This window comes from Azonexus sp. GW821-FHT04F04 (genome assembly GCF_059420025.1).
In genome coordinates, this window is the sequence record NZ_JBWKSX010000003.1 from 342,678 (window position 1) to 368,106 (window position 25,429).

At 60.6% G+C, this 25,429-nt stretch carries 24 protein-coding genes; 13 read left to right on the forward strand and 11 right to left on the reverse strand.

Translation table 11 applies throughout. From position 1 onward, the window contains the following. Genes AC07TV_RS08985 through AC07TV_RS08995 form a run of 3 tightly spaced genes read left to right on the forward strand, consistent with a single transcriptional unit; the run spans position 1 to position 4,125 of the window. On the forward strand, positions 1 to 1,332 hold the full coding sequence (locus AC07TV_RS08985) for a DNA recombination protein RmuC (protein ID WP_494648053.1): 1,332 nt from the start codon (positions 1 to 3) through the stop codon (positions 1,330 to 1,332). Further along, positions 1,316 to 1,747 (forward strand): DUF3293 domain-containing protein, encoded by a 432-nt coding sequence (locus AC07TV_RS08990; RefSeq protein WP_494648054.1) that lies wholly within the window; start codon positions 1,316 to 1,318, stop codon positions 1,745 to 1,747. Before AC07TV_RS08985 ends, AC07TV_RS08990 begins: the two co-directional genes overlap by 17 nt. After that, positions 1,744 to 4,125, forward strand: coding sequence for a protein kinase domain-containing protein (locus AC07TV_RS08995; RefSeq protein WP_494648055.1), 2,382 nt, complete (start codon positions 1,744 to 1,746; stop codon positions 4,123 to 4,125). Before AC07TV_RS08990 ends, AC07TV_RS08995 begins: the two co-directional genes overlap by 4 nt. A gap of 107 nt (positions 4,126 to 4,232) precedes the next feature. Here AC07TV_RS08995 and AC07TV_RS09000 read toward each other — a convergent pair whose 3' ends face one another. Then, positions 4,233 to 5,006: an outer membrane protein assembly factor BamD gene (locus AC07TV_RS09000; protein ID WP_494648056.1), complete on the reverse strand. Its 774-nt coding sequence runs from the start codon at positions 5,004 to 5,006 to the stop codon at positions 4,233 to 4,235. 52 nt (positions 5,007 to 5,058) lie between these two features. Here AC07TV_RS09000 and rluD point away from each other — a divergent pair, with 52 nt between their 5' ends. Both rluD and pgeF read left to right on the forward strand, forming a co-directional pair. After that, positions 5,059 to 6,018: a 23S rRNA pseudouridine(1911/1915/1917) synthase RluD gene (gene rluD / locus AC07TV_RS09005; RefSeq protein WP_494648057.1), complete on the forward strand. Its 960-nt coding sequence runs from the start codon at positions 5,059 to 5,061 to the stop codon at positions 6,016 to 6,018. Then, positions 5,987 to 6,739, forward strand: coding sequence for a peptidoglycan editing factor PgeF (gene pgeF, locus AC07TV_RS09010; RefSeq protein ID WP_494648058.1), 753 nt, complete (start codon positions 5,987 to 5,989; stop codon positions 6,737 to 6,739). The genes rluD and pgeF overlap by 32 nt, the downstream gene beginning before the upstream one ends. Positions 6,740 to 6,828: 89 nt before the next feature. On the opposite strand, the gene scpC is transcribed toward pgeF, so the two are convergent. Continuing rightward, a complete protein-coding gene (gene scpC / locus AC07TV_RS09015) occupies positions 6,829 to 8,391 on the reverse strand; it encodes a succinyl-CoA:acetate CoA-transferase ScpC (protein ID WP_494648059.1) in 1,563 nt (520 codons plus the stop codon). 208 nt (positions 8,392 to 8,599) lie between these two features. After that, positions 8,600 to 8,824, reverse strand: a complete 225-nt coding sequence (locus AC07TV_RS09020) for a hypothetical protein (RefSeq protein WP_494648060.1) — start codon at positions 8,822 to 8,824, stop codon at positions 8,600 to 8,602. A gap of 133 nt (positions 8,825 to 8,957) precedes the next feature. Here AC07TV_RS09020 and gcvA point away from each other — a divergent pair, with 133 nt between their 5' ends. Beyond that, positions 8,958 to 9,926 carry a transcriptional regulator GcvA gene (gene gcvA / locus AC07TV_RS09025; RefSeq protein ID WP_494648061.1) on the forward strand — a complete coding sequence of 323 codons (969 nt, stop codon included), beginning with the start codon at positions 8,958 to 8,960 and terminating at the stop codon, positions 9,924 to 9,926. 29 nt (positions 9,927 to 9,955) lie between these two features. Further along, entirely contained in the window at positions 9,956 to 10,723 is a 768-nt protein-coding gene (locus AC07TV_RS09030) for a ZIP family metal transporter (RefSeq protein WP_494648062.1), read from the forward strand. Here the strand turns inward: AC07TV_RS09030 and AC07TV_RS09035 are convergent. After that, positions 10,664 to 10,894 (reverse strand): hypothetical protein, encoded by a 231-nt coding sequence (locus tag AC07TV_RS09035; protein ID WP_494648063.1) that lies wholly within the window; start codon positions 10,892 to 10,894, stop codon positions 10,664 to 10,666. The genes AC07TV_RS09030 and AC07TV_RS09035 overlap by 60 nt on opposite strands. Positions 10,895 to 11,007: 113 nt before the next feature. On the opposite strand from AC07TV_RS09035, the gene phaC reads away from it, so the two are divergent. The 4 genes from phaC to phaR all read left to right on the forward strand — a co-directional run bounded on the left by phaC (position 11,008) and on the right by phaR (position 14,990). Next, positions 11,008 to 12,738, forward strand: coding sequence for a class I poly(R)-hydroxyalkanoic acid synthase (gene phaC, locus AC07TV_RS09040; RefSeq protein ID WP_494648064.1), 1,731 nt, complete (start codon positions 11,008 to 11,010; stop codon positions 12,736 to 12,738). 23 nt (positions 12,739 to 12,761) lie between these two features. Next, positions 12,762 to 13,502 carry an acetoacetyl-CoA reductase gene (gene phbB / locus AC07TV_RS09045; RefSeq protein ID WP_494648065.1) on the forward strand — a complete coding sequence of 247 codons (741 nt, stop codon included), beginning with the start codon at positions 12,762 to 12,764 and terminating at the stop codon, positions 13,500 to 13,502. A 48-nt stretch (positions 13,503 to 13,550) separates the two neighbouring features. Further along, the gene (gene phbB, locus AC07TV_RS09050; protein ID WP_494648066.1) at positions 13,551 to 14,294 is read left to right on the forward strand and encodes an acetoacetyl-CoA reductase; all 744 of its coding nucleotides are present in this window, start codon (positions 13,551 to 13,553) and stop codon (positions 14,292 to 14,294) included. Positions 14,295 to 14,432: 138 nt separating this feature from the next. Then, positions 14,433 to 14,990, forward strand: a complete 558-nt coding sequence (phaR, locus tag AC07TV_RS09055; protein WP_494648067.1) for a polyhydroxyalkanoate synthesis repressor PhaR — start codon at positions 14,433 to 14,435, stop codon at positions 14,988 to 14,990. 101 nt (positions 14,991 to 15,091) lie between these two features. On the opposite strand, the gene AC07TV_RS09060 is transcribed toward phaR, so the two are convergent. From AC07TV_RS09060 to menB, 5 genes are all read right to left on the reverse strand, one after another. Next, entirely contained in the window at positions 15,092 to 16,969 is a 1,878-nt protein-coding gene (locus AC07TV_RS09060; protein WP_494648068.1) for a potassium transporter Kup, read from the reverse strand. A 9-nt stretch (positions 16,970 to 16,978) separates the two neighbouring features. Further along, entirely contained in the window at positions 16,979 to 17,671 is a 693-nt protein-coding gene (kdpE, locus tag AC07TV_RS09065) for a two-component system response regulator KdpE (RefSeq protein WP_494648069.1), read from the reverse strand. Continuing rightward, positions 17,668 to 19,206, reverse strand: coding sequence for a DUF4118 domain-containing protein (locus AC07TV_RS09070; RefSeq protein ID WP_494648070.1), 1,539 nt, complete (start codon positions 19,204 to 19,206; stop codon positions 17,668 to 17,670). Before AC07TV_RS09070 ends, kdpE begins: the two co-directional genes overlap by 4 nt. Before the next feature lie 124 nt (positions 19,207 to 19,330). After that, entirely contained in the window at positions 19,331 to 20,287 is a 957-nt protein-coding gene (menC, locus tag AC07TV_RS09075; RefSeq protein ID WP_494648071.1) for an o-succinylbenzoate synthase, read from the reverse strand. Beyond that, the gene (gene menB, locus AC07TV_RS09080; protein WP_494648072.1) at positions 20,284 to 21,108 is read right to left on the reverse strand and encodes a 1,4-dihydroxy-2-naphthoyl-CoA synthase; all 825 of its coding nucleotides are present in this window, start codon (positions 21,106 to 21,108) and stop codon (positions 20,284 to 20,286) included. Before menB ends, menC begins: the two co-directional genes overlap by 4 nt. Positions 21,109 to 21,284: 176 nt before the next feature. Here menB and AC07TV_RS09085 point away from each other — a divergent pair, with 176 nt between their 5' ends. Continuing rightward, a complete protein-coding gene (locus tag AC07TV_RS09085) occupies positions 21,285 to 21,632 on the forward strand; it encodes a PilZ domain-containing protein (RefSeq protein WP_494648073.1) in 348 nt (115 codons plus the stop codon). 10 nt (positions 21,633 to 21,642) lie between these two features. Here the strand turns inward: AC07TV_RS09085 and ilvN are convergent, their stop codons facing one another. Continuing rightward, positions 21,643 to 21,954 (reverse strand): acetolactate synthase small subunit, encoded by a 312-nt coding sequence (gene ilvN / locus AC07TV_RS09090; protein WP_494648074.1) that lies wholly within the window; start codon positions 21,952 to 21,954, stop codon positions 21,643 to 21,645. Between the two features lies 1 nt (position 21,955). Then, positions 21,956 to 23,626 carry an acetolactate synthase large subunit gene (ilvB, locus tag AC07TV_RS09095; RefSeq protein ID WP_494648075.1) on the reverse strand — a complete coding sequence of 557 codons (1,671 nt, stop codon included), beginning with the start codon at positions 23,624 to 23,626 and terminating at the stop codon, positions 21,956 to 21,958. A gap of 547 nt (positions 23,627 to 24,173) precedes the next feature. On the opposite strand from ilvB, the gene AC07TV_RS09100 reads away from it, so the two are divergent. Next, complete coding sequence (locus tag AC07TV_RS09100; RefSeq protein ID WP_494648076.1) at positions 24,174 to 25,301, forward strand: GGDEF domain-containing protein; 1,128 nt, start codon at positions 24,174 to 24,176, stop codon at positions 25,299 to 25,301. The last annotated feature ends 128 nt before the right edge of the window (positions 25,302 to 25,429 follow it).

A 25,429-nucleotide genomic window follows, 5' to 3' on the forward strand; every position in this document is an offset into this window, starting at 1 on the left:
ATGAGCGAAACGATGGGGCTGGCGCTGATCGTCGGCATTGTGGTCGTTATCCTGCTACAGGTGGCGTTGTTGCTGCGTGGCAACCGGCGGCCGGATGAAGAGCGCTTCCGGGCACAGCAGGAGGCTCAGGAAAAGGGCTTGATGCGTCTTGAGCGCGAACTGCGCGAGGAACTGGCGCGTGGTCGGCGTGAGGTGGCCGAAGAGGCCTTCCGCGATCGCGAGGAAAGGGCTCAGTCGTCCAGTTTGCTGGGGCAGGCGCTGACCACACAGGTCGTCCAGTTCGGCGGAGCGCAGGCCGAACGGCTGGAAGCTTTCGCGCGCGAACTGAATCGCTTTTCGCTGGGCTTGGATGAGCGTTTCGAGCGGTTGAAAATTGCTGTCGAATCCCGGTTGACCGCAATACAGGCCGACAACGCCAACAAGCTGGAAGAAATGCGGCGGACGGTCGATGAAAAGCTGCACGCAACGCTTGAGCAGCGTCTCGGGGAGTCGTTCAAACTGGTCAGCGACCGATTGGAGCAGGTTCATCGCGGCCTTGGTGAAATGCAGACGCTGGCCGCCGGCGTTGGCGATCTCAAGCGCGTGCTGACCAATGTGAAAACGCGTGGGACCTGGGGCGAGGTGCAGTTGTCGGCGCTGCTCGAACAGCTGCTGACGGCCGAGCAGTTCGGCAGCAACGTCGCAACCAAGCCGGGCAGCAACGAACGCGTCGATTTCGCCATCCGCCTGCCGGGCAAGGATGACGGTGCTGTCGTTTGGCTGCCGATCGACGCGAAGTACCCGATCGAGGATTACCAGCGCCTGCTCGACGCCCAGGATCGCGGCGACCCGGCCGGCGTCGAGGAGGCCTCGCGAGCCATCGAAACCCGACTCAAGAACGAGGCCAAGAGCATCCACGAGAAATACGTGGCGCCGCCGCACACGACGGATTTTGCCTTGCTCTACCTACCGCTCGAAGGTCTTTACGCCGAGGCGCTGCGCCGTCCGGGCCTGGCCGAAACGCTGCAGCGCGACTGGCGGGTCAGTCTGACCGGGCCGACGACGCTGGCGGCGATGCTCAACAGTCTGCAGATGGGTTTCCGCACATTGGCCATCGAGCAGCGGTCGGCCGAAGTGTGGGCCGTGCTCGGTGCCGTAAAGACGGAGTTCAGCAAGTTTGGCGAGGCGCTGGCCCATACCAAGAAGAAGCTGGACGAGGCGAGCAACAGCATCAGCAAGGCGGAAACGCGGACGCGGCAGCTGACGCGCCGCTTGAAGGAAGTCGAGGCGCTGCCGGTGGCAGAGGCCGAACAATTGATAGGCGTGGTGGAATTCGATGGCGAAGACGAGTGAACTGGAAGCCGCCTACAAGGCGACGACTTACCGGGTATTCCTGCCTGGAGGTGTCTGTGATCTGCGCATCGGGCAGCCTTGCGAGACCCTGCGCTGCTGGCTTGAAACGGCCGGCAGCACCGAGTTTGCCCTGATCACGGCCTACAATCCCGGCGGTCTGCGGGCTGACGATGCGCTCAATGCCGAGCGTCAGTCACAGCTGGAGTGCGAGTTGCTGGAAGGCAACTACGAGCCATATGCAGCGCAGCACGAGGCCGACGACGATGGTTGGGCGACGGAGGAGAGCTGTTTCGTGCCGGACATTTCCCGCGAGGACGCCTGCGCCCTGGCTGCCGATTTTGGCCAGAATGCTGTCGTCTGTGGCGGTGCCGATGGCGTTCCACAGCTTGTCTGGATAGAAGACGGCGAACAATGAGCAGAAGAATCGGTCGTTTCGAGGTCCGGGGCGAGTTGGGGCGGGGCGCACAAAGCGTGGTTCATCTCGGCTTCGATCCCCAGTTGCAGCGGGAAATCGCCATCAAGACCCTGCATTTCGCCAGGCCCGATCCGGAGCACAAGAACACGCTGCTCAACGAGGCGCGCACGGTCAGCCGGATGCGCCACCCGAGCATCGTGCCGATTTTTGAAGCTGGCGAACAGGATGGCGACCTGTATCTCGTTTTCGAGTACGTGCCAGGCAAAAGTCTCGGCGAATTCCTGCGGCAGAGTGGGGCGCTGCCACCGGTCAAAGCCATTTCGATCCTGCGCCCTATCCTCGACGCAGTCGCTTACGCCCACGGACAGGGCATCATCCATCGTGACCTGAAGCCGTCGAACATTTTGCTCGATGACAACGGTACGCCGCGGGTCATGGACTTCGGCATCGCGGCGCGGGTTGATGCGTCGAGCGACCCGGCCGAGCGGATAACCGGCACGCCGGCCTACATGGCGCCGGAGTACATCCTGCGGCGGGAAATCAGCGAGCGTTCCGATATTTTTGCCGCCGGACTGATTCTCTTCGAAATGCTCACCGGGCGCCGCGCGGTGGTCGCCGATAGCGCTGGTGCGGCCATGCACCGGCTGGCCGGCGAAGATATCAAGCTGCCGCAGGATGCTGCGGTCGACGAACAATTAAGTGCCATTTTGCACAAGGCGCTGGCGCGCGATCCGCTGCTGCGTTTCCAGACGGCGGCCCAGTTTGGCGAGGCGCTGGATAACTATCTCGACCCCGAAGAAGATCTTGCTGCAGGTTCTGGCGGCCGGCAGGCAACGCTCGAGTTCCTGTTGCGCCGGATGCGCCACAAGAGCGATTTCCCGGCGCTCTCCGAGTCGGTCAGTGCCATCAACAAGATCGCCAACAGCGAGACGGAGAGCATCGACAAACTGTCGAACACCATCCTCAAGGATTTCGCGCTGACCAACAAGTTGCTGCGCCTGGTCAATTCGGCCTATTTCCGGCAGGCCGGTGGTGGCAGCATCAGCACCGTGTCACGGGCGGTGATCGTCCTCGGCTTCGAGGCTGTGCGCAACATCGCCATTACCGTTCTGCTCTTCGATCACCTGCAGAACAAGGCCAACGCCAATCAGCTCAAGGAGGATTTTCTGCGCGCCAACATGGCCGGCGTGCTGGCCAAGGATATCGGCGCGACGGCGCATATGCGCGACCTCGAGCAGTCCTTTATCTGCTCGCTGTTCCACAGCCTTGGGCGTTTGTTGTCGCAATATTATTTTCCGGAAGACGCTGAAGAAATTCGCCGCATCATGGCGCAAAAGAGCTGCAGCGAGGACCTGGCAGCGAAACAGGTGCTGGGCATCTCCTTCGAGGAAATCGGCATTGCCATCGCCAAACTCTGGGGATTCCCGCCGCTGATCGTTTCGTCTATGCGGCGCCTGCCGACCGGTACGGTCAAGAAGGCGGTCGATCAGGAAGATCGCCTGCGCACGCTGTCTGGCTTTTCCAATGAATTGTGCGACGTTATCGCGCTGGCTACCCCGGAGCTACGAGACCGCGAGTTGAAGAAAACCATGGCGCGCTTTGCCGACGCCGTGGCGCTGGGCCAGAACGACGTGATGCAGACCGTGCAGCGAGCGGTCGAGGAGGTTGCCGATTTTGCCCGGATCATTCACCTCAATCTTCAACAGACCACCTTCGGCAAGCAGATGCGCCAGTTCGCCGAAGCCGGCGCGGTCGACAAGCGTTCCGCTGACGACCCGAATGGCAGCGATTTTGCCGACGGTACGGTTATCGGCGAGAGCGATCCGCTAGGTGGCGTTGGTGGCGCTCCCGGCGCGCCAGAGGTTGATGCGCAGTCAGTTCTGACGGCCGGTATTCAGGACATCAGCAATACGCTGATCGATGGCTTTAAACTCAATGACATCCTGCGCATCATCCTTGAAACGATGTACCGGGCGATGGGCTTCAAGCGCGTCGTGCTCTGCATCCGCGATGCCAAGGCCGGTGTCATGCAGGGCCGCTTCGGTTTCGGGCCGGATGCCAACGAGCTCGCCAAGGCTTTCCGCTTTCCGCTCAGTTTTACGCCCGATATCTTTCATGCTGCGACATCGAAGGGTGTTGATCTGCTGATCAGCGACATCAATGATCCGAAGATTGCGGGCCGTATTCCCGACTGGTATCGCAAAGCTGTGCCAGCCAACTCTTTCGTACTGTTCCCGCTCAATATCAAGGGGAACCCGGTGGCGCTGATTTATGCCGACCGCGATGAGCCGGGTGGAATTTCGATTCCCGAAAAGGAATTGCAGTTGCTGAGGACGCTGCGGAATCAGGCGATTCTGGCTATCAAGCAGGGGTCGTGAAACGGCGGGGCGGAACCCCAGGCTAATCGAACGGACCCGACAGGTCAGCAAAAAAGAAGGCCGCCTTGATTGGCGGCCTCATGATATTTCTGCCTAGGCAGACACTCTTACCAGAGCTGCCACCAAGCCGTCTTGCTCTTCAACCCATCCTTGTAGAACCGGCTGGTCGGGAAGTTCTTCTTCATCACGCGATCAGCGTCATCGCGCAGGTCATTCATGCCCATCTTGTCGTAGGCGGTGACCATGATGAACATCGCCTCTTCAATGGCGGGTGCCTGCGGATAGGTCTTGATCGCGTACTGGGCACGGTTGGCCGCGGCAATGTAGGCGCCGCGTTTGACGTAGTAGCGGGCAACGTGGACTTCCAGCGAGGCCATCGCATTGATCAGGTAGTTCATGCGCAGCGTGGCGTCTGGCGTGTACTTGCTGTTCGGGAAGCGGGTGACCAGTTCCTTGAAGGCATCGAAGGCTTCGCGGGCTGCCTTGGGGTCGCGTTCGGTCGGGTCCTGGGTGCTGATCAAGGCGGTCAGACCGAGGTCTTCGTTGAAGTTGACCAGACCTTTCAGGTAATAAACGTAGTCGACTGCCGGGTGGCTCGGGTGGAGCTTGATGAAGCGGTCGCAGGCAGCCAGCGCCGAACCGGGTTCGTTGTTTTTCCAGTAGACATAACCCATTTCAAGCTGGGCTTGCTGGGCGTAGCGGCCGTAAGGGAAGCGGGCTTCCAGCTTCTCCAGCATTTTGGCAGCCTTGTCCCAGTTGTTGTCGGCTTGCGCGTCCTTGGCTTCGCCGTAGAGCTTGCCTGCCGACCAGCCGGCGGTTTCGTCGATTTGCGCCGGCATCATGCCGCAGCCAGCGATGAAAGCGGCAATGAAAACAGCCATCAGCACGCGGAAGAGAGCGGGGAATGACTGGAATGCAGGTAAACTTCGCACCATGAATGATGATCCTGTTGAAAACTCCGGCGATTATAGCCGAACTGAACCGCTCCACCTGACCGTTCCTGACGCTAGTTACGGTCGCCGTCTCGATCAGGTGCTGGCCGAGCTGCTCCCCCAGCATTCCCGCAACCGACTGCAGGGCTGGGTGCGCGACGCCTGTGTGCTGGTCGATGGCAAGCCCGAGACTGAGCCCAAGCGCAAGATGATGGGCGGCGAGAGGCTGCTGGTCAGCGAGCCGACCGATATTCGCAACCAGCCCGAACTGCCTGAAGACATTCCGCTCGACGTCGTCTTTGAGGACGAAACGCTGCTCGTCATCAACAAGCCGGCCGGGCTGGTTGTCCATCCGGGCAGCGGCAACTGGAGCGGCACCTTGATGAATGCGCTGCTCCATCACGTGCCGGGCATCGAGGCGGTGCCGCGTGCCGGCATCGTGCACCGACTGGACAAGGACACCAGCGGCCTGCTCGTTGTCGCCAAAACGCTGGAAGCGCAGACCGATCTGGTTCGCCAGTTGCAGGCGCGGACCGTGCGGCGAATCTATCTGGCCCTGGCGGCCGGCGCGATGAAGCATGAAGGGACGGTTAACGAGCCGATCGGCCGGCATCCATCGCAGCGCATCAAGATGGCTATCGTGCCCGAAAATCGTGGCGGCAAGCCGGCGATTACCAATATCCGCATCCTCGAACTCTTCCCGTACACGACCTTCGTCGAGTGTTCGCTGGAAACGGGGCGCACGCATCAAATCCGTGTGCACATGGCGGCCATCCATCACCCGCTGGTTGGCGATCAGGTCTATGGCAAGCACAACCCGAAATTGCCCGAGTTTCCGCGGCAAGCGTTGCACGCAACGCGCCTTGGCTTGGTGCATCCGCTGACCGGGCTGAAAATGCAGTGGGAAGTACCGATGCCGGAGGATATGCGTGAGCTTCTCGATTCCCTGCGCTACGGCTAACCTGCTGCTTCCGGACTGGCCGGCGCCAGCCCGGGTCCGCAGCTTGCAGACGTTGCGCGGTGCCGGTTGCAGTCTGGCGCCGTGGGACAGTTTCAACCTCGGCGACCATGTTGGTGATGATCCAGTCCATGTTGCAGCCAATCGGGCGGCATTGCGCGATCATTTGCCGGCTGAACCGGCGTGGCTCAAGCAGGTTCACGGCATTGCCACGGTCAACCCGAAAAATAGCCCAAATTCGAAAGAAGCCGATGCGGCCTTCACGCGAGATTCCGGCGTGGTTTGCGCCGTGATGACCGCCGACTGTCTGCCCGTTCTTTTTTGCGACCGAGCCGGGACCGTTGTCGCCGCTGCGCATGCCGGCTGGCGCGGATTGGCAGCCGGTGTGCTTGAAGAAACCATGGCCCAGATGGCCGTGCCGGCCGGCGAATTGCTCGCCTGGCTGGGGCCGGCCATCGGCCCGGCAGCTTTCGAAGTCGGTGACGAGGTTCGCGCCGTATTCGTTGCGCACGATGCGCAGGCAGCTCAAGCCTTCGTCGCCCATGGGCCGGGAAAGTGGCTGGCCAACATCTATCTGCTCGCCCGCCAGCGCCTGAACGCGGCTGGCGTCAGTTCGATCAGTGGTGGTGACCGCTGCACCTTCAGCGAAGCCGACGATTTCTTTTCATACCGCCGCGACGGCGTGACCGGCCGCATGGCCAGCTTGATCTGGTTGGATCGTTAAGCCACCAACCAATGGGGCTGGTTGTCAGTTCTTAGCCTTCCAAACGGTTAAAAAGGCAGCGAAACGTTCTCGCTGCCTTGTGTTGCCGATTATTTTTTCCAGGCGTCGGCCTGGATCAGCGAATCCTCCCGCCAAGCCTCACGTGCCGCCTGATTGGCCACCCAGTTCGGCAGGAAGGTGAAGGCTTCATCGAGCAGGTGCGGCGTGTGGCGGCCCGGCGAGTAGCGCGTCGAACGCTCGTAATACTCGCGCAAGGCCGGCTTGAAATTCGGATGCGCGCAATTGTCGATGATCACCTTGGCCCGCTGCTTCGGTGACAGGCCGCGCAGGTCGGCCAGGCCCTGTTCGGTGACGACGACCTGGACATCGTGTTCGGTGTGGTCGACGTGCGAAACCATCGGCACGATGCAGGAAATACTGCCTCCCTTGGCGCTCGACGGGGTCATGAAGATGGAGACGAAGGCGTTGCGGGCGAAGTCGCCGGAGCCGCCGATGCCGTTCATGATCGAGGTGCCCATGATGTGGGTCGAATTGACGTTGCCGTAGATGTCGGCCTCGATCAGCCCGTTCATGGCAATGACGCCAAGGCGGCGGATCACTTCCGGATGGTTCGAGATTTCCTGTGGACGCAGGATGATGCTGTCCTTGAAGCGCGGCAGGTCGGCATTCAGCTCGACCAGCGCATTCGGGCTCAGCGAGAAGGAGGTGGCCGAGGCACAGGTCAGTTTGCCCGACTTGATCAGCTCGAGCATGCCGTCCTGCAGCACTTCGGTGTAGGCGGTCAGGTTTTCGAAGGGGCCGTCCTGCAAGCCCGCCATTACCGCATTGGCGACATTGCCGACACCCGATTGGAGCGGCAGCAGGTTGGCCGGCAGGCGGCCTTTTTTGACTTCATGCTGGAGGAATTCCAGGATGTGGCCGGCGATCAGTTGCGAATTGGTGTCCGGCGGCGAGAACGCCGAGTTGCGGTCGGCCTTGTTGGTTTCGATGACGGCGATGACCTTGTTCGGGTCGATCTTGTAATACGGTTCGCCGATCCGGTCATCGGTTTTGAGCAGTGGAATCGGCTTGCGGTGCGGTGGCAGGGCGGTGCCGTAGTAAATGTCGTGCATGCCCTCGAGGGCGGGGTTCTGCCACGAATTGACTTCCAGGATGATCTTGTCGGCCTGATCCAGCCAAGTCTTGTTGTTGCCAACTGAGGACGACGGAATCAGGCGGCCATCGTCAAGAATGCCAGCGACTTCAACGACGGCGATATCGAGCTTGCCGAGAAAACCGCCCCAGACGAACTGGGCGACGTGCGACAGGTGGATGTCAATGTACTCCATCTCGCCGGCGTTGATCCGTTTGCGGCAGGTCGGGTCGGACTGGTAGGGCAGGCGCATTTCGATGCCATCGACCATGGCCAGGGCGCCATCGAGTTCCGGTGCGGTCGAGGCACCGGTCCACACGCCGATCTTGAATTTCTGTCCGTGCAGGTTGGCGTCCATGATGCGCTTGGCCAGCGCCGTGGGAACCAGTTTCGGATAGCCTGCCCCGGTAAAACCGCTCATCCCGACATTGACGCCGGATTCGATGAGATTGGCGGCCTCGTCGGCCGACATGATCTTGCCGCGCAAGGCGGCATTTAGGATGCGTGAACCTCCAACCATGTTTCTCGATGCTCCAGTATTGGGTAATCAACAGGTGACGGACAAAAAACGAATAAAAAAAGAGCCCGCATAAAGCGGGCTCAATCCAGAACCTAAGCGCATGAAGGTCTGGAGGAGACGGGGCGCAATTTATCAAAGTCGCCGTAAGGCAACGAACGAGTTATTTTTGTTTGATAAATTAGTAATTCTTAATCGTGGCGCCTTTGACTCAACGGGCCGGTGTGTTTTCGCCGGCCGGGACGCTCGGAGCCGTGCTGTCGGCTGGCTTGGCAGTATCTTCCTGCCCGACATTCGGCAGCGACGGGGGCGTAGCCGGCGCTGGCAACGAGGGGGCGACAACTGCCGGCGGCAGTGCTGCGACGGGCTCGTCCTTTTTACCGCAGGCGGTGAGTGCGACGGTAAGCAGTGCGGCAACGAGCAGTGACTTGTTCATGGCGATACCTTTCTTTCAGGGATGTTTGACGGCGCGACCCGATATCGGCCGAAACGAAACATTAGTCAGCGCCTTGCCGAGCGGCAAACGACTATTTATGATGCAATGCTTTAGAAAAACTTAATCGTTAGTCGTGACCTATCGTCTGCCCCCGCTGTCCGCCATGCGCGCCTTCGAGTCCGCCGCGCGCCACCTCAGTTTCAAGAAAGCTGCCGAGGAAATGCACGTTACGCCGGCCGCCGTCAGCCAGCAGATCAAGGCGCTTGAAACCTATCTCGGCGTCTCGTTGTTTCGCCGCCTGACCCGGGCGCTGGAAATTACGCCGCAGGGGCGAGCCATGCTGCCCAAGATTCGCGAGGGTTTCGATTGTTTCGCCGCCGCCATCGACAGCACGCGCAGCGAAGCCGATGGTGTCCTCACCGTAACGGCGCCGCCGTCTTTTGCAACACGCTGGCTGGTGCCGCGTTTGCCCCGTTTCTCGCTGGTGCACCCGGAAGTCGAGTTGCGTCTGTCGAGTCGTGGCGACAGTGTCGACCGCCGGGGTGAAACATTGTTGCTCGACAATGAGCGCTTTGATCTGCGCGAAGCCGGCAGCCTGCTGGCCATTCGTTACGGCACCGGCAATTATCCCGGCCTGCAGGTGGAGCAGATTTTTGCGCCGGATTGGGTGCCGGTATGCAGCCCGCGGCTGCTCAGTGCAGAACGCCCGCTGGCCATTCCCCAGGATCTTGCCCGTCACGTGCTGATTCATGATGAAACCATCGGCGACGAGGAAGGCCAGCCCGGTTGGCATGAGTGGCTTTCCTGCGCCGGAGTGAGCAACGTCGATGCCGAGCGCGGGCCACGGTTTTCAAATGCCGTCCTCGCCGTTGAAGCGGCGCTTGATGGGCAGGGCGTGGCCCTGGCGCTGAAACCGCTGGTCGAAGCCGACGTGGCGGCCGGGCGTCTGATCGTGCCTTTCGAGATCGCCGTGCCGTCGCCCTTTGGCTATTTTCTGGTGATGCGCAAGGCCGTTGCCCAGCGCGATTCGGTTGCGGCATTTCGTCGCTGGCTCCTCGATGAGGCGTTGGCGGTTCAGCCAAACTGGCCGGCAGGCGTATAATCCGCGCCTTTCCCAAGTAGCAGATTCCCGTGAGCACTCTTTCCTGGATCATTGCAGTTTCGCTGGCTGGCGGCGCCTTGAGCGTGCTTGCTGCGGCCGTGGTGAGTTTCGCCCTCGGCGCGCATCGCATCAGCATGCTGATTTCCTACGCGATTGGTGCCCTGCTTGGCGCGGCCTTTCTGGAAATCCTGCCGCATGCCCTCGAACACGGCGATGTGCATCGGACGACGGCAACCGTCCTGTTCGGCATCATGGCGTTTTTCGTACTCGAAAAACTGGTCCTCTGGCGCCATTGCCACCACGACCACTGCGAGGCGCACGACGCCCATGCACCGGCCCATGATCACGGGCGTTCAGGATTGCTTATCCTGGTTGGCGACACCTTCCATAATTTTGTCGACGGCATCCTCATTGCTGCAGCATTCCTGCAAAGCACTGAACTTGGCATCGTCACCGCGATGGCTATCATCGCCCATGAAATTCCGCAGGAAGTCGGCGATTATCTGATCCTGCTTCATTCCGGCTACAGCAAGGTCAGGGCGCTCGCCTTCAATCTGCTGTCCAGTCTGGCCACGATGGTTGGCGCCATGCTGGCCTATTTTGCCCTGGCCGACATGACCGAGTGGATTCCGTCGCTGCTCGCTCTCGGCGCCGCGAGCATGATCTACGTTGCGGTAGCTGACCTGATTCCCGGTCTGCACAAGCGTTCGGAAATCAAGGAGTCGATCCTGCAGGTGCTATTGATCGGCTCGGGCATCGCCTCCATCGCCATCGTCCAGGCGCTGGTTGGCGAGTGATTCCCGGTGCGCCCGGCGCTGGCGCCGAGCCTTGCTGCCGCCCAGCCAGAGCAGCAATGAACAGGGCATGAGCCCGTAAAAAAGGAACGAAACGATACCGGCGACGACGCTGGGTTCGTTGACCGCGATCAGCAATGTTACATAGAGCCAGCCGATTGCAACAATGTACATATTGGGTGCCTTGAAGAGGGCCTAATTATGCATGCAAATTCATTGACAGCGCTGAATCGGGTATGGAGAATCCAAAGGCTCAAACCCCGACAACAATAGAGACGAGTCTTCCCATGGCGCAGGGATCGAACAATAGCGATGCATTTGCGGGTTCTGCCGCTCAGTTCATGCAAAACGGGCAGAACATGATGCAGCAATTCATGGACTATCTTGGCAAGGCTGGTGCGCCGGCTGGTGCTCTTCCGCCGCCCGCGGTCGATCCGCAGGCAATGACGGCCCTGCAAAAACAGTTTATGGATCAGCAGATGTCGCTCTGGCAGTCGGTGCTGAACAAGCAGCAGGGGCAGGAGCCGGCCTTCAAGGTGTCGCCCGAACCGGGTGATCGTCGTTTTTCGGCGCCCGAGTGGAAAGAAAGCCCGATCTACGACTATCTGCATCAGGCTTATCTGCTCAATACCCAGTATCTGAAGCAAATGGTCGAGGTGATTCCGGCCGAAGATGCAAAATCCAAGGAGCGCATGCGCTTTCTGGCCCGGCAGATGGCTGATGCCATGGCCCCGTCCAATTTTGCCGCGACCAACCCCGAATTCATCAAGCTGGCCCTGGAAACCAAGGGCCAGAGCATTACCGACGGTATCAACAATCTGCTCAAGGATTTCGAGAAAGGCCGTATCTCGATGACCGACGAGTCGGTGTTCGAGGTGGGCAAGAACATCGCGACGACCGAAGGTGCCGTCGTCTATGAAAACGATCTGATGCAGCTCATCCAGTACGCACCGTTGACGCCGAAGGTCGGGACACGGCCGCTGCTGGTCGTGCCGCCGTGCATCAACAAGTTCTACATCATGGACTTGCAGCCGGACAATTCGCTGATTCGCTTCATGGTCGAGCAGGGCAATACGGTTTTTCTGGTTTCCTGGCGCAATCCGAAGGAAGCGCAAGGCCACGCGGGCTGGGATGACTATCTTGAGCAAGGGCCGATCACTGCGCTACGTGTGGTCCAGGAAATTACCAAGGTCAAGCAGGTCAATGCGCTGGGCTTCTGTGTTGGCGGCACCATTTTGACTTCGGCTCTGGCTGTCCTCAAAGCGCGCGGCGAGGATCCGGTTGCTTCGTTGACCTTGCTGACCACCTTGCTGGATTTCTCGGATACCGGCGAAATTGGTTTGTTCATCGACGAAAAAGGTGTTGCTGCACGTGAAGGTACGATCGGCAAGGGGGGGCTGCTGCCTGCTCGCGATCTGGCGAATACCTTCTCTTTCCTGCGCGCCAACGATCTGGTCTGGAATTATGTCACCGGCAACTACCTGAAGGGGGAGAAGCCGAAGGCCTTTGACTTGCTGTACTGGAATTCCGATTCAACCAACCTGCCGGGTCCGTTCGCCTGCTGGTACATGCGCAATATGTACCTCGAAAACAACCTGCGCATGCCGGGCAAGCTCGACATGTGCGGAACCAAGGTCGATCTCGGCAAGCTCGACATGCCGGTTTATCTGCTGGCGACACGCGAGGATCACATCGTTCCGTGGCAGTCGGCCTACCAGAGTACGCGTCTGCTCGGTGGCAAGAGCCGCTTTGTGCTGGGTGCATCCGGCCATATTGCCGGCGTGATCAATCCGGTCAGCAAGAACAAGCGTAGCTATTGGGTCAATGAGGATGTGAAAAACGATGCCGAAGGGTGGTTGACCGCGGCAGAAGAGAGGAAGGGGAGCTGGTGGGCCGACTGGGCCGACTGGCTGAAACCGTTGTCTGGAGAACAGCGGGCACCGCGCAAACCGGGGAATGCCAAATACAAGCCGATTGAACCGGCGCCAGGCAGATACGTCAAGGAACGCGCGGTATAAAAACTTCTCGAGAGGGTATAACAATGTCGCGAGTTGCACTGGTTACTGGAGGAATGGGGGGGCTCGGCGAGGCCGTTTGCATCAAGCTGGCCGCATTGGGTTTCAGGGTGGTCACGACTTATTCGCCGGGCAATGCCAAGGTTCAGGATTGGCTGAAGGGAATGAACAACATGGGGTACGGTTTCAAGGCCTACCCGTGCGATGTGACCGATTTCGAATCTGCTCGCGTGTGTGTCGAAACGGTGACCAAGGAAGTCGGCCCGGTCGATGTGCTGGTTAACAATGCCGGCATCACGCGTGACATGACTTTTAAAAAGATGACCAAGGGCGATTGGGATGCCGTCATCCACACCAACCTCGATTCCGTCTTCAACATGACCAAGCAGGTCATGGATGGCATGGTCGAGCGCAAGTGGGGCCGTGTCATCAATGTCGGTTCAGTCAATGGCCAGAAGGGCGCCTTCGGGCAGACCAATTATTCGGCGGCCAAGGCCGGCATGCACGGCTTTACAAAGGCTCTGGCCCTGGAGGTTGCCAAGCAGGGCGTGACGGTCAACACGATTTCGCCGGGCTACATCGGCACCAAGATGGTGACGGCGATCCCGCAGGAAATTCTCGATTCAAAAATTCTGCCGCAGATTCCGGTCAATCGACTGGGCAAGCCGGAAGAAATCGCCGGCCTTGTCGCCTACCTTGCTTCGGATGAAGCAGCGTTTGTGACCGGGGCCAATATTTCCATCAACGGTGGTCAGCACATGTACTGATTGCCGCAATTTTTACCCCGCTCTAATTTACAAAAGGAAGGAATAACTATGACTCAACGTGTTGCTCTCGTTACCGGCGCTATGGGTGGTCTTGGAACCGCAATCTGTCAGGAACTGGCCAAGGCTGGCCACAAGGTGGTCGCTTCTTACCACCCGCAATTCGATAACAAGGACGCTTGGCTTGCTGAAATGGCTGAAGCTGGCTTCAAGGATTTCGTCTGTGTCGCTGGCGATGTTTCGTCGCTGGAAGACTGCCAGAAAATGGTTGCCGAAGCTGAAGCCGCTTGCGGCCAGGTCGACATCCTCGTGAATAATGCCGGTATCACCCGTGACCGCATGTTCGCCAAGATGGAAAAGGACGGCTGGGATGCCGTTATCGCCACCAACCTGACCTCGCTGTTCAACATGACCAAGCAAGTCTCCGCCAAGATGGCCGATCGCGGCTGGGGTCGCATCATCAACATCTCGTCCGTCAACGGCGTCAAGGGTCAGGCTGGCCAGACCAACTACTCCGCTGCCAAGGCTGGTGTGATTGGCTTCACCAAGGCACTGGCTGCCGAACTGGCCGCCAAGGGCGTGACGGTTAACGCCATCTGCCCGGGCTACGTTGCCACCAAGATGGTCATGGCGATCAAGCCGGAAGTGCTGCAGTCCATCATTGACACCGTGCCGATGAAGCGTCTGGCCAAGCCGGAAGAAATCGGTGGCGCCTGCGCCTACCTGGCTTCCGATCTGGCTGCCTTCATGACCGGCGCCACGATGAACATCAATGGCGGTCTGTACTACCAGTAATCTGCCGGACAATGTTGCGGAATTCGGCAGTGAATATTGCTGAATTTTTGCAATGCAACAGGAACGGGCGCCCTAAAGCGCCCGTTTTTTTTGCTATAATGTTGCGCTGCACACAAACTCGTCCTGAAGGATCAAAGCATGTCGGAACCGGTACGCCTGATCAAGAAATACCCCAATCGTCGTCTTTACGATACCAAGACGAGTGCGTACATCACGCTGGGCGATGTGAAGGAACTGGTCCTCAAGTTCGAGGTATTCAAGGTGCTCGACGCCAAGACCGATGAAGACCTGACGCGCAGCATCCTGCTTCAGATCATCCTCGAAGAAGAGTCGGGCGGCATGCCGCTGTTCTCCAGCGAGCTGCTCTCCGGCTTCATCCGCTTCTACGGCAGCACGATGCAGGGGATGCTCGGCAAGTACCTGGAAAACAACATGAAGACCTTCGTTGACTTCCAGGGCAAGTTGCAGGAACAGTCGAAGACCATGTACGGCCCGAATGGCGGCGACAATACCCACATGCAGACGGATTTCTGGAACCAGTTCCTGAATTTCCAGCAGCCGGCCATGCAGAACATGATGACTGCCTATATGGATCAGTCGAAGAAAATGTTCCAGTCGATGCAGGACCAGATGCAGAACCAGACGCGGACCATGTTTACGGGTTTCCAGTACAACCCGGGCGACAAACCCGAATAAAGGGTTTTGCGGGCAGTCGATCTGCCCGCCACCGCGCATTTCAATTTTGGCCGTTTTTTCGGGTTGACCGTAGCAATCCCGGTTGACCGTCGAATCGATGGCTACAGCACAATATGCGCCCCCAACTCGACGACGCGATTCGACGGAATCTTGAAGTAGGCCGTCGCGCTGCCGGCGTTGCGGAACATGGCGACGAAGAGCAATTCGCGCCAGTAGGCCATGTCCGATTTCAGTTTTGGAATCAGCGTTTCGCGGCCGAGGAAGAACGACGACTCCATCATGTCAATACTCACGCCGGCCTTGCTGCATAGCGCCAGGGCGGCTGGAATATCGGGTTCGTCCTTGTAGCCGTACTGGACGACGACTTGCGAGAAATTGCCGGCCAGCTTGCGCACTTCAATTCGGTCGATTTCCGGCACGTAGGGCACATCGAATACTGACACGCTGAGAACCACCACCTGCTCGTGCAGCGTCTTGAAGTGTTTGAGGCTGTGCAGCATGGCGTGCGGTACTGCTTCCGGATTCGGCGTCAGGAAAATGGCGGTGCCGGGTACCCGCTCGATGCCGCCGCCGGCGATGTCTTCGATGAAGGGCTTGAGTTGCAGCGCATCGGCGGCCAGGCGCTCATGCAGTAGTTCGCGGCCGCGTTTCCAGGTGGTCAGCAGGATGAAGACGCCGAGGCCGAAGACCAGCGGGAACCAGCCGCCATCCGGAATCTTGACCGAATTGGCAAGGAAGAAGCCGAGGTCGATAACGATGAAGGGCAGGGCGCCGAGCACCGCCCGCCACGGGCTCCACTGCCATAGGCGGATGGCGACGGCGATGGCCAGCAGGTTGGTGATCAGCATCGTTCCGGTCACCGCAATGCCGTAAGCCGCGGCCAGATTCGACGAACTGCCGAAACCGATGACCAGCCCGATGATGGCGATGAGCAATAGCCAGTTGATGGCCGGCAGATAGATCTGGCCGATCTCGCGGTCCGAGGTGTGCTGGATTTCGAGGCGCGGCGTGTAGCCGAGCTGGATGGCCTGCTGGGTGATCGAAAAGGCGCCGGATATGACCGCCTGCGAGGCGATGATGGTGGCCACCGTAGCCAGGATGACCAGCGGGTAGCGCGCCCATTCCGGGGCGAGCAGGTAGAACGGATTTTCCACGGCGGTCGGGTCGGCGAGCAGCAGCGCGCCCTGGCCGAAGTAGTTGATGAGCAGCGCAGGCAGCACGTAGCCGAGCCAGGCGTAGCGGATCGGTTTGGCGCCGAAGTGGCCCATGTCGGCATAGAGCGCCTCGGCGCCGGTGATGCAAAGGACGACGGCGCCGAGCGCGAAGAAGCCGAGGACCGAATTGCCGAGCAGGAAATTGAGGCCATAAATCGGGTTGACCGCAGCCAAGACGGCCGGGTGTTCGATGATGGCCATGGCGCCAAAACTGGCCAGCACGGCGAACCAGAGCACCATGATCGGGCCGAACAGGGCGCCGACGCTGGCCGTCCCGCGGCGCTGGAAGAAGAACAGGCCGATCAGGATGCTTAGCGTGATCGGCAGCACATAGGGTTTGAATGCCGGGGTGATGATTTCCAGACCCTCGACGGCGGAGAGCACCGAAATGGCTGGGGTGATCACCCCGTCGCCGTAGAACAGCGCGGCGCCGAACAGGCCGAGGGCGATCAGCAGTTTGTGCCGGCGCGACGCCGGGTTGCCGTTGTGCAGGGCCAGCGTCATCAGCGCGATGATGCCGCCTTCGCCCTTGTTGTTGGCGCGCATGATGAAGGAGACGTACTTGAGCGTGACGACGATGAGCAGCGACCAGAGGAAGAGCGACAGCACGCCGAGCACGTTGTCCGGCGTGATCGGCACTGGGTGATGGGCGCCACCGAAGACTTCCTTGATGGCGTAGAGCGGGCTGGTGCCGATGTCGCCGTAAACAATGCCGAGGGCGGCCAGGGTCAGCGTGGCGAGACGCTTGTTGTCAGTGGTTTTCATGGAAGTTCCTTACGGCTGGAAGCGGTAGCCGACGCCGGTTTCAGTCAGGAAATGGCGGGGCTGGGTTGGGTCGTTCTCTAGCTTTTGGCGCAGATGGCCGACGTAAACGCGCAGGTAATGGCTGCTCTCGACGTAGGACGGCCCCCAGATTTCGCGCAGCAGGTTGCGCTGGGTGAGCACCTTGCCGGGGTGGCCGAGCAGCGTCGACAGCAGGCGGTATTCGATGGGCGTCAGATGAACGGTTTCGCCGCCCCTCGACACCAGGCGGCGGGACAGGTCGACCGTGACATCCCCAAATTCAACGACCGGCGTCGCCCCCTCGCCGCTGCGCAGACGCCGGCGCAACAGGGCGCGGAGGCGGGCGCGCAGCTCGCCGACGCTGAACGGCTTGGTCAGGTAATCATCGGCGCCGGCGTCGAGGGCGTCGATTTTGTCGTCCTCCTGGGTGCGGGCCGAGAGGATCAGCACCGGCACTTCCGACCAGCCGCGCAGGTCGCGGATCAGGTCGATGCCGTTGCCGTCGGGCAGGCCGAGGTCGAGGATGAGCAGGTCGGGCTTCTGGACGCCGGCCTCGATCAGGCCGCCGGCCATCGTTTCGGCTTCGATCACGGCACAGCCTTCCTCCTCGACGGCCGCGCGGACGAATCGGCGGATGGTCTTTTCATCCTCGATGAGCAGCACCTTGGGTTTCAGCGTGTTCATACGCTTTCCTCCTCAAGGACGGGCGGCGTGCCGCGGGGCAGGGTGAAGCTGATGCAGGCGCCGCCTTTCGGCCGATTGGTGGCGCGAATGGTGCCGCCATGCGCTTCAACAATGGCCCGGCAGATGGCTAGGCCGAGGCCGGTGCCTGGTTTTCCCGCAACGCTGTCGCCGCGCACGAACATGTCGAACAGCCGGTCGTTGTCGGTTTCCGCAAAGCCGGGACCACGGTCGCTGATGGCGACTTCGACAAACTCGCCGGCCGGCTGCGCCGTGATCTCGAGGTGGGTGTTCGGCGGCGCGTACTTGGCGGCATTTTCAAGGAGATTGCAAAAGACGCGTTCGAGCAGCACAGCATCGAATTCGAGCAGCGGCAGGTCGGGCGGCAGGCTGACCTTGACCGGGTGGGCGACGAGTGCGCTTTCGATGAGCTTGATGCTGGCGCCGATGACCTCTTCGAGCGGTTGCCATTCGCGGCGCAGATTGATTTCGCCGGCATTGAGGCGCGCCATGTCGAGCAGGTTGCCGACCAGGTTGGCCAGGCGGGCGGCCTGTTCGTGCATAGCCTGAGCGGTTTCCAGGGCAGAGTCGGGCAGCGCCGGCTTGATCAGGAACAGCGAGTCGGCCAGCCCGACCAGCGCCGTCAGCGGCGTCCGCAAGTCGTGCGAGAGCGCCGACAGGATGGAGCTGCGCAGCCGCTCGGAAAGCATCTTGAGCTGCGTCGACTGGGCGACGTCGACGTAATGCAGCCGTTCGAGGGCGATGCCGATCAGCGATGCCAAGGCTTCAAGCAAGGCAACGTGTTCGTCGGGTAGGCTGACGACGTCGGCCGGGAAGGCGATGGCGAGCACGCCGCGGGTGCGCATCGAAGCGCGCAAGGGCAGGTAGAGCGCGGCATAACCGCTGCCGGACATTTCATGGTTGCGGACTGTCTTGCCGCTGTCTTCGGCAATGTTGGCCAGTAGCGGATTGACCTTGCAGGCCGATGTGGTCGATGTCGCCAGCGTTGGCTGGCCGTGCTCGTCGGGCAGCAGAATGAGCGATTCCGCTTCAAGCTGCGCTTGCGTGAAACTGCGCGCGATGTCGATAACCTGGGCCTGGGTCAGCGCACCGGCCAGTTGCCGGGCGGCGTCGTAGAGCGCCTGCGTGCGTTGCTCGCGGGTCTGCGCTTCACGCGCCTTTTGTTTGAGGCCGGCGGCCAGTTGGCCGGTAATCAGGCCGGTGATCAGCATCACGGCGAAAGTCACCAGGTACTGGATGTTTTCGACGGCCAGCGAAAAGCGCGGCGGAACGAAAAAGATGTCGAAGAGCAGGACGCCGAGAATTGAGGCGAGCACCGCGCTGCCGCGCCCGAACGTGATGGCGACCAGCAATACCGTGAGCAGAAAGAGCATGACGATATTGGCCAGGTCGAGATAGCCGAGCAGGGGTGTCGCCACCAGCGTGGTTGCGGTGCACGCCAATACCGTGAGCAAGGTCCGCTGCCAGGGCTTGAAACGCTCCGGCAGTGGGGTGATCACGGGGTTTTCGCTGTTCATGATTTTCTTTCTGCAATCCGACATTTCCAGCCTACGTCGTTGCGTCTAAAAACAATGAATATTCTCGCCATCCCGGCGTAAAAATGTCGTAAAGATTGGTGCCAGGCGACAGCTGCCGGGGGGCTTAAGGCTTGAGGACTTGAAAGCTGAGCCCGGGGCCGGTCGGTAGCTGCAACCGACCGCCGACGATGGCTGGCGTGCTGCCGGTGTCTTCGGCAAACCAGTCGGCCGTGGCCAGGCCGTGCACGGCGTCCGGCGCTACGGCAGCGGCGAGATGGGCGCAGGCGAGCAGGCCGCAGGTGCTTTCCAGGCTGGAGGTGACGATCACCTCGATGCCCGAGGCGCGGGCGCGCAGGGCGAGTTCGACGCTGGCCAGCAGGCCGCCGTGGCGAGCCGGTTTGATGACGATGCGGCCGACCGGCGGATGGCGGAAAAAATCGGCGTCGAGGAGATGGATCGACTCGTCGATGGCCAGCGGGAAGGCTGCGGTCGACTGCAGTTTTTGCAGTAAATCCGGCGTCGGTTCGGCCAGCGGTTCTTCGAGGCCTTCGATGGGCAGGCCGGCGCAGGCGGCGATGAAGCTTTGCGCCTCGGCGAAGTTCCAGGCGCGGTTGGCGTCGAGGCGCAGGCGCAGCTCCGTCGGCAACGACTTGGCGAGTCGGTGCAGGGCGGCGATTTCATCGCAGAGCGGAGCGCCGCCGACTTTGAGCTTGAGAATGCTGAAGCCGGCGTTGGCGGCATCGACCAGCGCTTCTACAGAACATTTCAAAATTGGCCCAAAATTCCGGTTGACCGTGAGATTGGTCACCGGCGGCTCGCCACTGAGCCAGGCATTGAGGGGCAGCCCGGCTTGCTGGGCAATCAGATCGAGGTGGGCGCATTCTTCGGCGAAGGCCGTGGCCGATGCCTCGCTGATGCCGAATTCGGGCAACGGGGCGCAGTCGCCCCAGCCGGTCAGACCGTCGGCCGATTGCAGCCGGAGCAGGCGGCCTTGGCGCTGATTTAACTCGCCGAGACTGGTTTGCCACGGGCGTTTGAGCGGCAGGGCGTAGGGCAGCCAGTCGGCGCCGATTATTTTCACGGCCGTTTGCGATACTTGCCGAAGTTGGGTGGGCGGCGTTCAAGCCAGGCGTTGCGGCCTTCCTGACCTTCCTCGCTCATGTAGAACAGGCCGGTGGCGTTGCCGGCCAGTTCCTGGATGCCGGCCAGCCCGTCGGTGTCGGCGTTGAAGCCGGCCTTGATCATGCGCAGCGCCATGGGCGACAACTGGAGCATGTCGCGGCACCAGTTGACGGTTTCTTCCTCAAGCTTTTCAACCGGGACAACGGCATTGACCAGCCCCCAGTCGAGTGCCGTGGCCGCGTCGTACTGGCGGCAGAGCAGCCAGATTTCCTTGGCGCGTTTTAACCCGATGGTCCGCGCCATGAGGCCGGCGCCAAGGCCGGCATCGAAGCTGCCGACACGCGGTCCGGTCTGGCCGAAACGGGCGTTGTCGGCCGCGATGCTCAGGTCGCAGACGAGGTGCAGGACGTGGCCGCCACCGATGGCAAAGCCGGCGACCATGGCGACGACCGGCTTGGGCAGTCGGCGAATCTGCATCTGCAAATCGAGCACGTTCAGATGCGGCGTGCCGCCTTCGTCGATGTAGCCTTCCGCGCCGCGTACCTTCTGGTCGCCGCCGGAACAGAAAGCTTCTTTGCCCGCGCCGGTCAAAATGATAGCGCCGATGCTGTTGTCGCGATGGGCGCGGTGGAAGGCGTCGATCAGTTCATTGACCGTTTCCGGGCGGAAGGCGTTGCGGCGTTCCGGGCGGTTGATGGTGATCTTGGCGATGCCTTCGGCCGTTTCGTAAAGGATATCGGTGTAGGCGTGGGCGCTTTGCCAGCTGATGCTGTGAGTCATGATTCGTCAATGGTTGGGCAGAAAGGCAGAGTATAGCCGGGCCTTGGCGGGGCGGCATCGGCGCTGGGGACTGGATTTTGCGGTGCCATCCGGCTATGGTAAATCCATGTAATTGTCGTGCGTTTGAACCACGCCCGTGCAAAAATGTCTGTTTGGTATTGTGCTGGAAATCCACCGTGAAAGAACGTCGCCGCTCCCCTCGCGTATTCCTCAAAGGCCATGTCTCCCTGAGTCTGGGCGGCATGCACCTTGAGTTGCCGGCGGCTGACATTTCGGTTTCCGGTATCGGCGTGCTGATCGACGCGGCCGTTCTCGGTGCCAAACCGAGCGGCGAAGTTGGCGTCTGCCGGATCGATTCGCCCGATCTTGGCGGAAAGGTCGAAGCCTACGTCAGCATCATGCGCATCCGCCGGCTTGGTGAGCGCCGGCTGGTCGGTTTACGCTTCGAGTCGATCAGCGACGACGAACTCGAACTGATCCGCGAATACAAGCGGAAGTGCCGGGAAACCCCGGCAGCTTCCTGATCGCTCCCGGTCAAGGCCGGAAGAAGGTTTCCAGATCCTGAAAGACCGCGTGGTCGGCATTGTGCCGGCGAATCGCGATGACATCCTCAAGTTTTTCCACCTGCTTCATCATCTGCACCAGGCGCTGGTCTTCATTGACCAGTAGCCAGATACGGCTTTGCCGCCCGTCGCCGACCGGCAGGCAGAGAATGCCTTCGACGTTGTAGGAACGCCGCGAAAACAGGCCGACGACGTGCGACATGACGCCGGCGTGGTTGTTGACGTCGATTTCCAGCACAGCGCGGGCCAGGGCGTTTTGTTCGTTACGGTTGATGGCGTTCATCTCAGGCTCCAATCATGTCGCGGTTGGCGGCGCCCGGCGGCACCATGGGATAGACTTTCTGCTCTGCGTCGATGCTGGCGTGGATCAGGCAGGGGCCGGGGCGGGAAATGGCTTCCATGAGTGTCGCGCAAGGATTGGCCGAGGTGTCGAGGTCGACCGCGGCAATGCCGAAACCCTGGGCGATCTTGACGAAATCCGGCGACGAGCGGAACTGCGAGGCGAACAACCGCTCGCCGTAGAACAACGTCTGCTGCTGATGGACGAGGCCGAGCGTGGCGTTGTCCATGAGCACGATCTTGATGTTCACGTTTTCCTCGGCGGCGGTGACCAGTTCCTGGATGTTCATCATGATCGAGCCGTCGCCGGTGAAGCAGACCACCGTGCGCTCGCGTTCGGCCAGTGCCGCGCCGATGGCCGCCGGCACGCCGAAGCCCATGGTTCCCAATCCACCGGAAGTTAGCCACTGGCGCGGACGGCGCAGCGGGTAGGCCTGGGCGACCCACATCTGGTGCTGGCCGACGTCGGTGGCGATGATGGCGTCGTCGTCGAGGCAGGCGGCGACGCTCTGGATCAGGCCGAAATGCGAACGCGGGTTGTCGGTGCTGTGCAGATCGAACGGGAACTCGGATTTGAGCGCATTGCTACGGTCAACCCAGATTTTTCGCGGATTTTGAAATACGACCGGCAGCAACAGGTCGAGTGCCTCGCCGATGTCGGCCGTGATGCCGATGTGCGCCGTCTTGATCTTGTCGAGTTCGGCCGGATCGATGTCGATGTGGATGATTTTCGCCTGCGGACAGAAGGCTGCCACCTTTCCCGTAGCGCGGTCGTCGAAGCGGGCGCCGACGGCGATCAGCAGGTCGCATTCGTCGAGCGCCAGATTGGTGTAGCGCGCCGCGTGCATGCCGAGCATGCCGAGCGCCAGCGGGTGATCGACCGGCATGGCGCCGAGCGCCATGAGCGTCATGACGGTTGGCAGGCTGGCTTTCTCCGCCAGTGCGATGGCCGCCGTCGAGGCGCCGGAATGGATGACGCCGCCGCCGAGGTAAAGGATGGGCCGTGCGGCCGCGTTGATCATCGCCGCCGCCTGTTCGATGAGCGCCGAATCGGCCGCCGGAGCCGGCTCGGCGCGACCGGGTTCCGGCCATTCGCTGATCTCGATGGCCTGTGCCTGCACATCCTTCGGGATATCAACGAGCACCGGGCCGGGGCGGCCGGAGGCGGCGATCCGGAAGGCGCGCGGGATGACTTCAAGCAGTTCCTCGGCCGACGAAACGAGGAAATTATGCTTGGTGATCGGAATGCTCAGGCCGTAGGTGTCGACTTCCTGGAAGGCATCGGTGCCGATCATTGCCTTGGGCACCTGGCCGGTGATGGCGACGAGCGGGATCGAGTCGAGCTTGGCGTCGGCGATGGCGGTCAGCAGGTTGGTCGCGCCGGGGCCGGAGGAGGCGAGGCAGACGGCCGGCTGACCGGTGGTGCGGGCCATGCCTTGGGCCATGAAACCAGCCCCTTGCTCGTGGCGGGCGAGGACGTGGTGGATGGCGGTCGACTGGCCGAGCGCATCGTAAATCGGCAGGATGGCGCCGCCGGGGATGCCGGCCACGGTGCGGATGCCCTGGCGTTCGAGCAGACGCACGGTAATCTGGGCGCCGGTGAGAGTTTCTGTCATGGAGATTTCCTTTTGGTTGGTGGCGCAACCGGCGGGCTCCAAAAACAAAACCCCGCCGGTTTGCGCCGGCGGGGTTTGGGGTTCTGTGCTGCTTCTGCTTACCCGATCCGCGACGGCGCGTGCATAACGACGCCTACTACGACTACGCGTACGACAACCGGTTCCACTGCAATGGCAGTGGCAGAGCGGAGGGTACGGCGTGTGTTCATCGGATTTCCTGGAAATGGGCAAAAAAACAGTTATCGAACTATGGATTAGCTCGCCAACAAAATCAAGCGCCAGGGGACAACTAAGTCGACGGGCACACAACAGATATTTACATGCGGCAATCTTGACTTGGATAGTGCCGCGTCGTTTACACTTGAATCCCGGTGGAACTGAAATTCAAGTATTTGAAATAATTGGCGAATTTGGAATATAGATGGTAAATAAGCGCAAGGTTCTGGTTGTCGATGCATCGAGAGTTGTTCGCGTATCGCTGACCAAGCAACTGTCTGATCGTTTTGAAGTCCGTGATGAGGACAATGACGAGTCGGCATGGCAGACCATGGTCCTCGACAGCGCCATTGTTGCTGTCGTCTCCGGAATGACTCTGGACAGAGACGATGGCCGCGGCTTGCTTGAGCGCCTGCGCGACAGCAAGTTGTCGCGCTTGAAAAACGTTCCGTTTTTGCTGATGGTTTCGAACAGCTTTTCCGATGATGAACGACAAAAAGCGAAGAGTTTGGGTGTTACCGAATTTGTCGTGAAGGGTTCGACCAGCCCATCGATCGAAAGCCTTGTTTCGGCCCAGATGGAATGGCGTGAAGACGCAGCTGATGGGCGTGTTCAGGCGCCACCACCGCTTCCTGAAGAACCCTTCGAGCAGTTTGGCGCGCAATCCGATATCGGCATCAGCAACATCATGGGACAGATTGCCGGACTGGAGCCAACGGAGCGCGAAGAGTCGGGAGACGACGACTACAGTAACGACGATACGGTGCTCGCCGAAGAGATGCTTGAAGAGTATCTGGCGAAAACCTTACCCGAGGCGCAGGAGGGCCAAGGTGTTGGTGTTCTGGCCTTTGGCCTCGACGGCTATGATGATCTGGTCGTTCGCTACGGGGCTGAACTGGCGTTCAGTTCGGCGCAACGATTCTGTTTCCTGTTGTCGAGGAAGATTCGGCCAGAGGACTTTATCGGGCAACTCGCAGATGGTCGGGTGGTGATTGTGACGAGATCAACGTCTGCCTCGATTTGTGCCGGATTTGCCAACCGTATCTGCAAGGCGATGGCGAGCGCGCAGATATCCATCGAAGGCCAGCGCATCCATCTGACAGTCAGCGTTGGTGTCGCAGTTGTTCCCGATGACGGCATCGACCTGACTGAGCAGACGCTGCTGCAACTGGCTTATGAGCGTCTTGACTCCGCTGCCCGGGCCGGTGGCAATCGGGTGATGGCCGCATCGAGCTTGCAGGGTTTGAGCTATGCCAGTTGCGAATCCTTTGTGCCACAACTCAAGGAGCTGCTGGCGACGATCGATCCTGCTGAGCTGAGGCCCTGTCTGGGGACGGTCGGGATGCAATTGATGCCTATCCTCAGGGAACTCGACAAGCACTTCCGTTTCGAGTTGCCGATCGAGGAAATCAACAAGCGCCTGTGGGATCGCGCCCGGGCCGAACGAATGGTTTCCTGACCATTGACGCAGATGTGGCGAGGCTGGCTTGATGCCGGCTTTTGCCCATTGCGGATCGGCCGATTTGTCGGATACTTCGAGACTATTGATGGGGCGATAGAATCGGAATGAGCAGTCCACACGGGGAA